The organism is Pseudomonas sp. NPDC089407 (assembly GCF_044900445.1).
Classification (GTDB): Bacteria; Pseudomonadota; Gammaproteobacteria; order Pseudomonadales; family Pseudomonadaceae; genus Aquipseudomonas.
Window position 1 is genome coordinate 75,192 of the sequence record NZ_JBJDNB010000021.1, and the last position, 13,866, is coordinate 89,057.

The window sequence follows — 13,866 nt, forward strand, 5'->3', positions numbered from 1 at the left end:
TGAGCACCAAAACCAATATCCCGTCAATGGTTCAATCAGATGGCTTCGAGCACCCTAGTCCAGAGAATCGTTTCTGAAATCCGGCAAAAGATTCAACTGGGCGAACTCGCCCCCGGTGCGCACCTAAGCGCGCAGAAAGTGGCCGACACCTTCCATGTCTCGCGCTCACCGGCTCGTGAGGCGTTGACGGCGCTCGCCGATCAGCAATTGCTCGAACAGATCCCCAACCGTGGGTTCTTTGTGCTGGAAATGCCCGGTGAACTGGCGTTGGGCACTGACGAGGTTACCTCGGACGAAGAACCGGTCGAGTATTACCGGCTTTCGGAGGATTGGCTGAATGACGCTATCCCCTCAGAGGTGACGGAGAAGTATCTACGCGAGCGCTACAATCTGACCAAGTTCCAGGTCATTGATATTCTCAACCGCGCGGCCAAGGTGGGGTGGGCCGAGCCTAAACCAGGATACGGCTGGCGTTTCCTGGATGTGGCGAAAACGCCCGAAACCCTGGAGCAGATCTATCGCGTTCGCTCGTTGATCGAGCCTGCGGCATTGTTGGAGGCGAGTTTCAATTGCGACCTGGAGGTCTTGCGTCGGCTCAAGAAGGAGCAGAGCGATCTGCTGGCGGGGGGCATCGACACGCTGCCCGCTGACCGGCTCCTGAAATCGGGTATTCGCTTCCATGAAGAACTGATCAAGCTGTCGGGCAACCCGCTGTACCTCATGATACTGCGTCAGCTGAACAACATGCGGCGCCTGATCGAGTATCGCTCGATGATCGATCGCAAGCGCCAGTACACCCAATGCGCCGAGCACCTGCGCATGGTCGAGCTGGTGGAGGAGGGCGACAACCTTGAAGCCGCCCACCTTATGAAGCGCCACCTCAGTGGCTCACTCGCACGCAAGTCACCCATCCTCCAGCTGCGCCGTGCTGCAGAGGTGCAGGAGCCTGCGCGCAGCGTCGAGGTCTGACGGTGTTCGAGGGCCGCTAGCGCTGCGCGTTGTCCGAGGGGAGCCGCCGTAGCCAGTACTTGAGCACTGGCTCGGCGCACAGCATCACAACCACAAGACGCATGATCTGCATCGCAGTAACCATCCCCGCACCCAGGTTCAGCGCTTCGGCCGTCAGGTACATTTCAGTGGTACTGCCTGGCATCATGCCCAGCGCCACCGCCAACACCGGAAGGCCCGCCAGCGACGCAAAGGCCCAGGCGAACAAAAAGGTGCAGCTGATCATCGACAAGGTAAATGCCGCCACCTTGGCGAGGTACAGCGGCGAGCGACGGAAGAACCCTCGATCGAAGAAACTGCCCAAGGCGCAGCCGATCATCAGCTGGCCGTAATGGCTCAACTGGCTAGGGAGCGCCATGTGCAGATCGAACACGGCAGTGACAATCGCACACAACGCCATGGGCCCGAACATCCACGGGTTTGGTAAGCCAACCCGCTTCCACAGCACCGCCACCAGCACGCCGCCAGCGAGCATGGGCGCCAGCCAGTGCCAATCGGCGGGCAGGTGCGCCGACGGCGCTGCAGGGTTCATGTGCATGAGCACAAACAGGCTGGGAGGCACGCTGAGCACAATCAACACCAGGCGCACGCTATGCGCGGCTGCAATTTGAGGAACATTCGCCTGATAGCGTATGCCCAGCTGGATCATTTCGGCGAAGTTGGCTGGCATGAACGCCAGATAGGCAGTCGTCAGGTCCATGCCCTGGCGACGCATGAACGCAATACCGACCAATGCCAGCAGCAACGTCAAAACCGCTGCGGCCAGCATCAAGGGGAAGTGCCCGAGAATTTCGTGAAGTACCGACTGGGTGAAATGCAGACCGATGGAGGTGGCGATGAGCCATTGGCCGGATTTGCGCCCATTGGGAATTTCTGCGATGGCCCAGCCACTGCATCTTACCAGGATCACAGCGAGCATCGAGCCGATGATCCACGGCAGTGGCCAATTCGCTGCGCTGGCCAGCAGTGCACCGCCGATGCCAACAAGCGGCGTTGCCCACCAGGTTTTGAGGGTGCTGAACATCTCTCTTCCTTGGCTGCGGTTCAGGTTGGTCCGGCCAGTGCTGGCCGGATCAACCTGAACCAGAGGTCCTTCACTTGATCGGGTATTGGCGTCGCAGGTCTGCAACCTGCTCGGGGGTGAGCGTGCGGAACTTATGCTGGAAGATCAGCAAGAACAGCTGCGCTGTCGCTTCAAGCTCTTCAGTAGCATCGACCGCAGCATGCAAGTCGCTCCCGGCTACCACAGGCCCGTGGTGCGCCAGCAACATCGCATGGTGCTTGCTGGAAAATGAGCGCACGGCCTCGGCCAGTGCCGGATCGCCAGGTGCGTAGTAAGGTACCAGCGGCAGTTTGCCTACACGCATGGCATAGTAGGCCGTGATGGCTGGCAGCAGGTCATCCGGGTCCAGCCCGTCCAGCACCGACACCGCCACCGAGTGAGTCGAGTGCAGGTGCACCACTGCGCCACTGGTGGGGCGCTCCTGGTACATGGCCAGGTGCAGCATCAGCTCTTTCGAGGGCTTGTCGCCGCTTATATGGCGGCCGTCCCAATCGAGTTTTGTCAGGCGCGCGGGATCCAGCCGGCCAAGGGACGAACCGGTTGGGGTCAGCAGCCATCCGTCGTCCAGGCGCACACTGATGTTGCCAGTGCCGCCATGGGTAAGGCCGCGATCGTACATTGACTTACCCAGCAGGACGATTTCTTCGCGTTGCTTGTTCTCGTTCATGGCGCCAGCTCCAGTGCCTCGGTGAAGAAGTCGCGGCCGCCGAAGTTTCCGGACTTGAGCGCCAGCGCTACGGTGACGCGCCCGTGGCCCACGGTCCAAGGTACACCGGGGGTGATCGAGGCACCGATGCGCAGCGCTTCTACATCCAGGGCTTTTACCACCGCCCCCGACGTCTCGCCACCGGCGACTACGAAAGTGCGTACGCCCAGTTCGAGCAGGCCCACCGCAATTTGTGATAAGGCGCGCTCTACGATTTCTCCGGCAGCCTGAACGCCCAGGCGCGCCTGCACGGCTTTGACCGCCTCGGGTTGCGCGCTGGCATAAACCAGCACTGGCCCTCGAGGCAAAAGCGGTTGTGCCCAGTCCAGTGCCCGCGTTACCAGGTCATGGCCATCGGCCAATTCTAGCGGATCGATGGCGAAGCTTGCCCGACCGCTCTCACGCCACGCGGCGACCTGGCCGTTGGTGGCGATCGAGCAACTGCCCGAAAGCACGGCAGCAAGGCCCTCGACCGACGGAAGTGTGGATGCGCTAGAGGCTTCCGGCAGCAGGCCGGACCGCTTGAAGTTGTCGGGCAGGCCCAAGGCCACGCCGGAGCCGCCAGTGATGAGCACCTGGTCACTGGCAGCCTCACCAATGGTGATCAGGTCGGCGTTGGAGATGGCATCGATGATGGCATAGCCATGACCTTGCGCCTGCAGCTCGGCGAACGCCGTACGTATCGCATTCGCACCCTGGCTTACCGCCGCGTGGCGAACAAGGCCGACTTTGCGTGACGTCTGTTGCTGAAGCACGCGGACCAGGTTGGCGTCGGTCATGGGGGTAAGGGGGTGATGGCGCATGCCAGATTCGCTCAGCAGCGTGTCGCCGACGAACAGGTGGCCGTTGAACAACGTGCGCTGGTTTTCCGGAAACGCCGGGCAGGCCAATGCGAACGGAGCCTCCAGGGCGTCAAGCAGCGCATCGGCAACCGGCCCGATGTTGCCTTGAGCCGTGGAATCGAACGTGGAACAGTACTTGAAAAAGTATTGTCGGCAACCAGCAGCCTTGAGCCAGGCCAATGCTGCGAGCGATTCCTGCACGGCTTCATCGACTGGCAATGTGCGGCTTTTGAGAGCGATTACTACAGCGTCGACATCGGCCTCGATCGGGCCAGTAGGGACGCCAATGACTTGCAGGGTGCGCATGCCGCCACGCACCAGCATGCTGGCCAAATCGGTGCCGCCGGTGAAATCGTCTGCGATGCAGCCCAGTAATGGTTGGCTCACGGCCAGTTCCTCCTGCCTGGCACCGAATGCTGTAGGGATCGGAACTCAGGCCGTTGATTAGAAAGAGTGGTCTGGGGAAGCGGCGACACGCAGCGCATGTCGCCGAACCGGATCAGCCGGCGATGACGCTGGCCACTGCTTCGCCGAAGGCCTTGCAGCCCAGCTGGCCGCCCAGGTCGGCGGTGCGCTTGGCCGGATCTTCCAGTACGACGTCGACTGCGTGCTCCATGGCTTTTCCGGCTTCGAACAGCGCGGGTTTGCCATGGTGTTCGCCCATCCATTGCAGCAGCATGGCGACCGACAGAATCATCGATACCGGGTTGGCCTTGTCCTGGCCGGCAATATCAGGCGCCGATCCATGCTGGGCCTGGGCGCAGCAATGGATATCGCTGGCCATCATTGAACCGGCCAGGCCCAGGCTGCCGGACAGTTCGCTCGCCAGATCGCTGATGATGTCGCCGTAGAAGTTGGTTGCCACCAGCACGTCGAAGCGCTCTGGGCTACGTACCAGGTGAGCGGTAGAGGCGTCCACCAGCAGGTCGTCCAGTTTCACCTCCGGGAAGTCCTTGGCGACGTTGCGCACACACTCCAGGAACAGGCCGTCAGTCATGTGGAAGCTGTTGGCTTTGTGGATCGCAGTGACCTTGCGATTGCGCTTCATGGCCAGTTCGAAGGCGCGGCGGGCGATGCGCTCGCTGCAGTGACGGGTGATCTTGCGGGTCGACAGCGCCATGTCTGGCGAAGGCATGACTTCACCCCAGCCGCGCGACATATTGCGGTCTGGATAGAAACCTTCAGTGGCCTCGCGCATGATCACCAGGTCCATGCTCTTGCCCGGTTTCATGTTGGATTCCAGGAAGGCGCGGGTGCGTGCCGGGCGTACGTTGGCATACAGGTCCAGGCCGATGCGGAAACCTGCGGATACGTTGCGTCCGCCTTTTTCCGGTGCCGGGTAGTCGGCATGGGACTGGGTGCCGAGGATGATGCCGTCATAGGTCTTGGCCTTTTCCAGCACTTCGTCGCGCAGGGTGGTGCCGTATTTTTCCAGGCTGACGAAACCGACGTCGTCGTAGTCGAACGACAGACCCAGATCGAACTTGTTATTGGCGGCGTGCAGTGCCGACATCGAAGACTCGACGATCTCAGGGCCGATACCGTCGCAGGGAAGAACCAGAATTCGCATCACACTCTCCTAACCATTTTTTATTCGGGGCGTTATTGGGTGATCAAGGCGGCGGGTTGTAGCTGACCGGTCAAGTGTATGCCATAAAGATGAAATACAATGATGGTTGTTCGTCGTTGCTGGTCGTCAATACCCACTGGACCGTACAACAGCTCGAATCCGCCTTTGCATTTTATTGCATGTAAATCCAATTCGTGCAACATTTGTTTTTTCAAGCGCTTTCCTACGGAGACAAGACGATGCTGGTCAAGACCACCGACCTTTGTGACGAACTGGGTGCCAAGGCACAGGTAGTCGCCCCCGTGTTCAACGACCTGGGCGGCAGGAGCGATTTTCAAGGCAGGGCGGTGACGGTGAAATGCTTCGAGGACAATTCGCGCATCAAGGAGCTGAGTACCCAGCCTGGCGAGGGCAGGGTACTGGTAGTGGATGGTGGCGGGAGTGATCGATGTGCGCTGTTCGGCGACCATATTGCCGAGGATCTGGTCAAGCACGGCTGGGCCGGGGTTCTGGTATACGGCTATCTGCGCGACAAGGCGGTGCTGCGTGGCTTGCCTATTGCGATCAAGGCCTTGGGGGCAACGCCACGCAAGTCGGTCAAACGCAATGAAGGGCAGGTTGGCCTAGCTGTCAGCTTCGCCGGCGTCACCATCGCCGACGGCGCCTGGCTGTATGCTGACGACGATGGTGTGGTAGTGCTCGACACACCTTACGCCTGACCGGAACCTGCCAGGTCGACGCCATGCCTGAGATCACGCGCCTCCTGCGCTTCGCGCGCAGCTTTCAAGCGGCTGACGACGTCCAGGTGTTCGCGCAGAAATGCCGCTGCTTCCTGGCGGCGGCCCTGCTCGATCATGTCAAGCAACTGCAGGTGTTCCTTGCACTGGTTGATGAGCCTGGAGCGATCGACGTTGGACTGGTAAGCCATGAAGCGGCGCAGCTGGTTCTGCCGGCGGATGGCTTCAAGGAAGAAGGCATTGCCCGAGCAGCGCACGATGAGTTCATGCAGGTTCGAGCCAATCTGGAACAGCTGCGAGCGCGACAGCTTGAAGATGTCGCCATCGAGCAACTGCTGCTGAATGCTGCGTGCTTTGGCGAAAGCCACGGTGTCGACCTTGTAGGTGGGTTCGAGCAAGGCCGCAGGTTCGATTGCCATGCGGAAACGGTAGCTCTGAATGTGGGCTTCAGAATCGTGCAGAAAGCTGTTGATGCTCCAGCCTTGTCCGGGGTTGCGGTCGATCATGCCCTCATTGGCCAAGCGGTTGAGCACTTTCAGCAATTGCCCCCGTGGGACCTCGTATTTGCGCAGCAATTCGGCCTCGAAGAACGAGATGCTGATTTCGCCGGCGAGCACGTCATTCACTACCCGCAGGTAGAAATCTTCGAACGGATCTACGTCCAAAGGCAGTTTGCGCACATCGATGCTACGGGCGTCCACGGTGAGGAAATAGCCGCGGTTGGGCTCCTTCACCGCCATGCCGAGGTCTTCGAGCAGCGCAAAACCGCGCCGTACCGGGGATCTGGAAACGCCCAGTTCCTTGGCGAAGGCTTCCTCCCGCAGCGGGTCGCCAGCGCGCATGGAGCGGGCGCGGGCCATGTCGAGGATTTTGGGGGCGAGTTGGCCGGCAAGATCCGGTCTTATTCTGGTCGTCATTTAATGAAGCTTCGAGCGTCTTGCTGCAGTCCGCGAATGGCAGGTGATCAACCGGCCGCAATTTTACTTTCCCAACGGCGAACACAACCCCGGTGCTGCTATCAGCAGCTCGCGGCGTAGCGTTCACTTACATCAATGTTTGCATTCTGGAGTATGCATGACCAGCAAAAAGCGAATTTTTCTTATCCACGCTACACCGGTGGCCATTGAACCTATCAGTCAGGCGTTTGCCAAACTGTGGCCCGAGGCCGAGCTTTGCAATCTGCTGGAAGACTCGTTGTCGCGAGACCTTCGTACGGCGGGGCATCTGACCGAAGCGCTGAAACGCCGGTTCTGCGACCTGGCCAACTATGCGCGATCAGCGGGTGCCGACGCCGTGCTGTTCACCTGTTCCGCTTTCGGCGAAGCCATTGAACTGAGCCGTGAGGAGCTGGACATACCGGTTCTCAAGCCCAACGAGGCCATGATCGAGGATGCCCTGGACCACGGGCGCAGTATCGCAATCCTGGCAACCTTCGAACCTTCGATTGGGTCGATGACGGCGGAATTTCGTGCGGCTGCGGCAAAAAGAGGCCTGGATGTCCAGCTTGTAACTGCTGCATCTGCCGATGCCTACCAAGCCTTGCACGCAGGCGATGCTGCCCGGCACGACCAGTTGATAGCCGAGCTGGCAAGCCAACTGGAACCGTGCGATGTCGTCTGTTTCTCCCAGTTTTCCATGACATCGGCGGCAAGCGGTGCGCATGAAGCCAGCGGCCGGCCGGTACTGACCACACCTGACAGCGCGGTGGTGCAACTGCGACGACTGCTGGAGAGCTGATTTTGCATTTGTAATTTTATAAATCCATACCCAGTTTACTGCCCCCTAGGGATCAGCTAGGTGGGCAGGCAGCCTACCGGTCGGTGAATTCGCAGCTAAATTGTATCGCATTAGCTTGCAAAACAATTTCACTTGGCGTTTAGTACTCGTCAACCGCCGCTTCAGGTGGCCCCCAAAGTGCTCCCACAAAAACATAAATGGAGTGATCACATGAGCAAACGCATCGCCTATGTCACAGCAGGAATGGGCGGCCTCGGCACTGCCATCTGCCAACGCCTTGCGCGGGACGGTTTCACTGTCGTGGTGGGTTGTGCCCCGGCATCGCCGCACAAAGATGCCTGGCTGGCTGAACAGAAACAGCGTGGCTTTGATTTCATCGCATCCGAAGGTAATGTTGCAGACTGGAACTCCTGCCAGGAAGCTTTCGCCAGGATCAAGCGCGATGTCGGGCCTATCGATGTTCTCGTCAACAATGCTGGCACTGCCATCAACGTGGTGTTCCGTGACATGCAGCCCAGCGACTGGACTACGGTCATTGACACCAACCTCAACTCGCTCTTCAACGTAACCCGTCAGGTCGTCGACGACATGGTTGCGCGTGGCTGGGGGCGGGTGATCAACATCTCTTCGGTCAATGCCCAAATCGGCCAGGTCGGCCAGGTCAATTATTCCACGGCCAAATCAGCGATCCGCGGCTTTACCCGTGCGCTAGCCCGGGAGGTCGGATCACGCGGCGTCACCGTAAACACCGTTTCCCCAGGTTTCATCAGTACTCCCAAGCTGCGCTCGGTCACCAGTTCGACGGCGATGGATCGCATCATCCAGGACATTCCGGCCCGTCGGCTGGGCACTCCCGATGAGATCGCGGGTATTTGTGCATGGCTGGCATCCGACGAATCGGGCTATGCAAACGGGGCGGATTTCTCGCTCAATGGCGGCCTGCACATGAGCTGAAGGCGCGGCTGCAGCTCTACCTTGATGCGCTTCCGGCGCTGACTCATAAAAACAATTGTACCTTCAGTCAAGGTGATACAAATGCTGTCATTTCTCGGATACGGCATGATCGTGACCTTCATGGCCCTGATCATGACCAAGCGCCTTTCGCCATTGGTGGCCATGACCACCGTGCCGATCGTATTCGCACTTATCGCCGGCTTTGGGCCGGACATGGGCGACATGATGATCGATGGCCTGCGCAAGGTGGCGCCCACCGCAATCATGGTGATGTTCGCCATTCTCTACTTTGGGGTGATGTTCGATACCGGCCTGTTCGATCCGATCATCAAGAAATTCATCAAGCTGATCAACGGCGACCCGATGAAGGCGGTCGTTTTCGCGGCGCTGCTTGCCGGCCTGGTGTCGCTGGACGGCGACGGCTCCACTACCTACATGATCACGGTGACGGCTATGTTGCCGCTGTTCAAGCGCATGCGCCTGGACCCGCTGGCGCTGACTTGTGTGGTCATCCTGGCTGCCAGTGTCACCAACCTTCTGCCATGGGGCGGGCCGCTCGCGCGTGCCGCAGCGTCGCTGCAGGTCGAAACCTCGGAACTGTTCGTGCCGTTGATCCCGACAATGGTCATCAGCTTCCTGGGCGTGTTGGGCCTGGCCTGGTTTATCGGCACTCGCGAACGTCAACGCCTGGGCCGCCTGCCCATGTCCTTGGGCGCCGCCGCTACGGTGTTCGATGATGCCGACAACGAGGCCACGCCCTCGATGTCCGAAGAAAACGCCGAACTGCGCCGGCCGAAGCTGTTTTGGCTTAACGCGGGGTTGACCATCGCCCTGATGACCGGCCTGGTCCTGGAAATCCTGCCGCTGGCCATCCTGTTCATGGTGGCTTTCTCCATCGCGCTGGTGATCAACTACCCACACATGCAGGATCAGCGCCGACGCATTTCGGCGCACGCGCCAACGGCCCTGAACCAGATCGCGATCTTCCTCGCCGCCGGCATCCTCGCCGGGATTCTTTCCGGTACCGGCATGGTCGATGCGATGTCCAAGAGTTTCCTGGCCATGCTGCCCGAAAGCTGGGGGCCATACATGGCGCCTATTACCGCACTGGCGAGCATCCCCGGTACGTTCTTCATGTCCAACGACGCCTTCTACTACGGGGTGCTGCCGGTGTTGGCCAAGGCGGCAGAGGTGTATGGCATCACCCATGCCGAAATCGGCCGGGCCTCGATGGTTGGCCAACCGATCCACCTGCTCAGCCCGTTGGTCGCATCGACCTACTTACTGTGCGGCCTGGCTGGGGTGGAGTTCAGTGACCACCAGAAGTACACGTTGAAATGGGCCTTTGCCTTGTGCATGTTGATCATGTTCGTGTCCATGGCGTTCGGCCTGTTCCCATGGAGCGCGGGCTGATTTTTCACATCATTCGCCGGGGCGATCACCGTTCGCACCGGCGTCTGCAACTCAGGACTTTGCTGTGCGTTACGATCTGACAAGCCTGGATTTATTTATAACCGTCGCTCAGGAACGCAACCTGACCCGCGCCAGCCGCATCAAGCATGTGGCGGTGTCTGCCATCAGCAAGCGCATCACCGAGCTTGAGGCGCAGATCGGCTCGCAATTACTGGTGCGCAACGCTCGTGGGGTCGAATTGACCCCGGCAGGGCAGTCGATGTTGTTCTACGCCCGGCAGATGCAGCAAACAATGACTCAACTCGATACCGAATTGAGTGGCTACGCCAGCGGAGTCAAGGGCCACATCCGCATCCATGCCATCACCTCGGCGTTGTCGCAGTTCTTGCCGGCCGACCTTGCCGACTTTGCCCAGCATTACCCGCAAATCAAATTCGATATCGAGGAGCGGGTAGGTTCGGCCGTCATTCGCGCAGTTGCCGATGGTCGCGCTGACGTGGGCATCATTGCCTCGCAAACACCTGCTCAAGGGCTGGAGACCTATCCCTATCGGCATGACGAACTGACCGTGGTTGTTCCAGTGCTCCATGACCTGGCGAGCTACAAATCAGTCAAGTTCGAAGAAGTGCTGAGGCATGAGATGGTCGGGCCGCATCTTGAGAGTTCGATGCACACCTTGCTGACCAGCGAGGCAGCGAAGCTCGATATGGCCCTCAAGCTGCGCATTCGCATCAGCAGTTTCGACTGCATGTGCAGGATGGTATCGAATGGGTTGGGCGTTGCTGTACTGCCGCGCAGTGTGACCTCTCAGTACCTGCGTAGCCACAAACTCAAGACCGTGACCTTGGATGAACCCTGGGCTCAACGAACCTTGCTGGTCGCGTTGAAAAAGTACGACGCAACCTCCGCCACTCTCAAGACGTTCATTGATCACTTGAAACGGCCGGTTTAAAGCCGACATTCAGCGTTCTCCGTTGGCGAACGCTGCTGTGGTGAATGACCAATTTTCTTCCTCGCAGCCTGCTTTTAGTATCGGTTCATCAACAGAGCTGAATGCATCAGCCAGCGCTGTACAAACGATAAGAACCGAGCGATATGAGCATGACCGAGACAGTCCGCGACCTGATGAGCAACCTGGTGATCGACCAGGCACATTTTGCCTACGTCGACCTGAAGAAGCTGCTGAGCCCAAGTCAGCTGCAGCGCTTGCCTTATTCGATCCGCATCCTCCTGGAGAACGTCGCTCGCTGCACGCCTGAAGCCCTGGCACCAGTGCTGGCGCGCGCCATCGGCCAAGGGCCCGACTGCGAAGTGCCGTTCCAGCCCAACCGGCTGATGTTCCACGACACTACCTGTCTGCCGGCGCTGGCCGACTTCGCCGGTATGCGTGACGTGGTTGCCGAACTTGGCGGTGATCCAGCGGCCATGAACCCCCAGATTCCTGCGGTGCTGACCATCGATCACTCGGTGATCGTCGAGCGCTATGCCGAGCCCGAGGCGGTCGAGCAAAACCTCGATATCGATTTTCGCCGCAACAGTGAGCGCTACCGCTTCATCAAGTGGGCGCAGAAGAGCCTGGACAACTTCGGGGTGATTCCTCCGGGCACCGGCATCATCCACCAGATGAACATGGAGGCCTTGGCCAAGGTGGTGTGGGAAAGCCGCACCGAGGACGGCCAGCGGCTGCTGCACCCGGATGACATGGTTGCCACCGACAGCCACACGCCGATGATCAACGCCATTGGCGTGCTCGGTTGGGGCGTGGGGGGGCTTGAGGGGCAGGCGGCTATGGTCGGGGAGCCGGTACCGATCAACTTCCCTCAAGTGATCGGCTTCCGTGTGACCAATGCCTTGCGCCCGGGCGTTACCGCCACGGACCTGTCGTTGCATGTAGCCGAAATACTGCGTAAGCGCTCTGTAGTGGGTAAGTTTGTGGAGTTCACCGGCCCCGGTCTCACCACGCTGAGCTGGGCTGCGCGTGGCACGGTGTCGAACATGGCGCCGGAATATGGCGCCACGGTCGTGTTCTTCCCGTTCGATGACCAGACACTTGATTACCTGCAGCTGACTGGCCGTTCCAGCGAACTCTGCCTGCAGGCTGCAAGCTACATGCATGTGCAAGGCCTGCACCGGCGCGATGATCTGCCTGAGCCCGAATTCGACGAACTGATCGAGTTGGACCTGGCATCGATCGAGCCCAGCGTTGCCGGCCCTTATCAGCCGCACCAGCGCCAACCGCTGTCAGCCTCGGGGCCGTCGTTCAAGCAGGAAGTGCTGGGCGGCGGCAACCTGATTGCCGGGCCCAGGGCCGAGCAGTTCTTCGAACCCTCGTTCGGCGTACCGATCGGCCATGGCGCGGTGGTAATTTCGGCCATCACCAGCTGCACCAACACTGCCAACCCGGCGCAGATGCTCCAGGCAGGCCTGTTGGCGCGCAATGCCCGGCGGCTTGGGCTGCAACGCAAGCCGTGGGTGAAAACCTCGCTGTCACCGGGTTCTCAAGTAGTCGCCGACTACCTGGCCGAAGCCGACCTGCTTCAAGATTTTTCGGCGCTGGGCTTCGAGCTGGCCGGCTTTGGCTGCATGACCTGCATCGGCAACTCCGGCAAGCTGGAGGAGCATGTCGAGGTGTTTGCCGATCAAGGCCTGAAAGGCGTGGTGGTGCTTTCCGGTAACCGCAACTTCGAAGGCCGGGTCAACCCGAAGGTGCCAGCCGGATACCTGGCGTCCCCTGCGTTGTGTGTAGCATTCGCCATCGCCGGCAGTATCGACATCGACCTGACCCGTGAGGCGCTGGGGCAGGACAGCCAAGGCAAGGCGATTTACCTGCATGACCTGATGCCCAGTGACGAAGAGGTCGCTGCCCTGGCCGCCCGCGTGGTCAAGCCGGAGTTCTTCCAGCAGCGCCTGGCCACGGTGTGGGACGGCACTCATCATTGGCAAGCATTGTCCGCCGAAGGCAGCGTCCAGTTCCCTTGGGATGCTCGCTCGACTTACCTGCGTCGCCCGCAGTATTTGGCCGACATCCAGGCTGAACCTAAGGCCAGTCTGGCTATCGCGGGGGCGCGGCCGTTGATGGTGCTGGGCGATAACGTCACCACCGACCACATCTCGCCGGCTGGCGCGATTCCGGCCAACAGCCAGGCTGGCGAATGGCTGCTCGAACGGGGCGAAGATCCTCAGGATCTCAACCAGTATTCCACGCGTCGTAGCAACCATGAAGTGATGCTGCGCGGCGCCTTCACCAATAAATCGGTGAGGAACCGTTTGCTCGGCGAGCAGCAGCCAGGCCCCGGTGCCTGGGCCTGGAATGCTGACCATAGCCAGTGCCTGCCGCTGTACGACGCGGCGCAGAGCTATGCCGGTACGCCCATGGTGATTTTCGCCGGGATCAATTACGGCGCGGGTTCCAGCCGCGACTGGGCGGCCAAGGCGCAGGCCCTGCTGGGCGTGCGTGCAGTGGTGGCGCGCAGCATCGAGCGGATTCACCGTAGCAACCTGATCGGTATGGGCGTTCTGCCGCTGCTGTTCGAAGCGGGGCAGGGTGTTGATGACTTGATCCTCGATGGCAGCGAGCAATTCGACTTTGTTGGCCTCGATGAGCTGAAAGTCGGCGATAACCGAATCGGCATGGTGCTGCGTCGTGCAGATGGACGCCAGGATGAAGTGCAACTGATCGCCCGTATCGATTCGCTCCAGGAAATCCGCTACCTGAAGAACGGCGGCGTGCTGCCTTACGTGATTCGCAAAGTGGTCCAGCGCACCCGCAGTTGACCACGGCGGTACTCGAAGAGCCAGAAGCGGCGAGGGCAGTGAATGCGCTCGCCCGGGCGCTT

General features: G+C 60.2%; 12 protein-coding genes. 7 read left to right on the plus strand and 5 right to left on the minus strand.

Translation table 11 applies throughout. The features are described 5' to 3' along the window. Positions 1-39 precede the first annotated feature (39 nt). Complete coding sequence (locus ACI2KG_RS17280) at positions 40-969, plus strand: GntR family transcriptional regulator (RefSeq protein ID WP_404662695.1); 930 nt, start codon at positions 40-42, stop codon at positions 967-969. Positions 970-985: 16 nt separating this feature from the next. Here ACI2KG_RS17280 and ACI2KG_RS17285 read toward each other — a convergent pair whose 3' ends face one another. From ACI2KG_RS17285 to ACI2KG_RS17300, 4 genes are all read right to left on the minus strand, one after another. Then, positions 986-2,032 carry an AbrB family transcriptional regulator gene (locus ACI2KG_RS17285; RefSeq protein ID WP_404662696.1) on the minus strand — a complete coding sequence of 349 codons (1,047 nt, stop codon included), beginning with the start codon at positions 2,030-2,032 and terminating at the stop codon, positions 986-988. A 70-nt stretch (positions 2,033-2,102) separates the two neighbouring features. Further along, positions 2,103-2,738 carry a 3-oxo-tetronate 4-phosphate decarboxylase gene (gene otnC / locus ACI2KG_RS17290; RefSeq protein WP_404662697.1) on the minus strand — a complete coding sequence of 212 codons (636 nt, stop codon included), beginning with the start codon at positions 2,736-2,738 and terminating at the stop codon, positions 2,103-2,105. Beyond that, positions 2,735-4,006, minus strand: a complete 1,272-nt coding sequence (otnK, locus tag ACI2KG_RS17295; RefSeq protein WP_404662698.1) for a 3-oxo-tetronate kinase — start codon at positions 4,004-4,006, stop codon at positions 2,735-2,737. Before otnK ends, otnC begins: the two co-directional genes overlap by 4 nt. Before the next feature lie 112 nt (positions 4,007-4,118). Then, the gene (locus tag ACI2KG_RS17300) at positions 4,119-5,189 is read right to left on the minus strand and encodes an isocitrate/isopropylmalate dehydrogenase family protein (protein WP_404662699.1); all 1,071 of its coding nucleotides are present in this window, start codon (positions 5,187-5,189) and stop codon (positions 4,119-4,121) included. Between the two features lie 239 nt (positions 5,190-5,428). Here ACI2KG_RS17300 and rraA point away from each other — a divergent pair, with 239 nt between their 5' ends. Then, positions 5,429-5,908, plus strand: coding sequence for a ribonuclease E activity regulator RraA (gene rraA / locus ACI2KG_RS17305; RefSeq protein ID WP_404662700.1), 480 nt, complete (start codon positions 5,429-5,431; stop codon positions 5,906-5,908). Here the strand turns inward: rraA and ACI2KG_RS17310 are convergent. Continuing rightward, positions 5,899-6,843 carry a GntR family transcriptional regulator gene (locus tag ACI2KG_RS17310; RefSeq protein WP_404662701.1) on the minus strand — a complete coding sequence of 315 codons (945 nt, stop codon included), beginning with the start codon at positions 6,841-6,843 and terminating at the stop codon, positions 5,899-5,901. The two genes, rraA and ACI2KG_RS17310, sit on opposite strands and share 10 nt — an antisense overlap. Before the next feature lie 157 nt (positions 6,844-7,000). Here ACI2KG_RS17310 and ACI2KG_RS17315 point away from each other — a divergent pair, with 157 nt between their 5' ends. The 5 genes from ACI2KG_RS17315 to acnA all read left to right on the plus strand — a co-directional run bounded on the left by ACI2KG_RS17315 (position 7,001) and on the right by acnA (position 13,804). Beyond that, a complete protein-coding gene (locus ACI2KG_RS17315) occupies positions 7,001-7,663 on the plus strand; it encodes an aspartate/glutamate racemase family protein (protein ID WP_404662702.1) in 663 nt (220 codons plus the stop codon). Between the two features lie 210 nt (positions 7,664-7,873). After that, on the plus strand, positions 7,874-8,617 hold the full coding sequence (gene phbB / locus ACI2KG_RS17320; protein ID WP_404662703.1) for an acetoacetyl-CoA reductase: 744 nt from the start codon (positions 7,874-7,876) through the stop codon (positions 8,615-8,617). Between the two features lie 81 nt (positions 8,618-8,698). Continuing rightward, positions 8,699-10,030, plus strand: coding sequence for a CitMHS family transporter (locus tag ACI2KG_RS17325; RefSeq protein ID WP_404662704.1), 1,332 nt, complete (start codon positions 8,699-8,701; stop codon positions 10,028-10,030). Positions 10,031-10,094: 64 nt separating this feature from the next. After that, complete coding sequence (locus ACI2KG_RS17330) at positions 10,095-10,982, plus strand: LysR substrate-binding domain-containing protein (protein WP_404662705.1); 888 nt, start codon at positions 10,095-10,097, stop codon at positions 10,980-10,982. Between the two features lie 149 nt (positions 10,983-11,131). Next, the gene (gene acnA, locus ACI2KG_RS17335) at positions 11,132-13,804 is read left to right on the plus strand and encodes an aconitate hydratase AcnA (protein WP_404662706.1); all 2,673 of its coding nucleotides are present in this window, start codon (positions 11,132-11,134) and stop codon (positions 13,802-13,804) included. Positions 13,805-13,866: the final 62 nt, after the last annotated feature.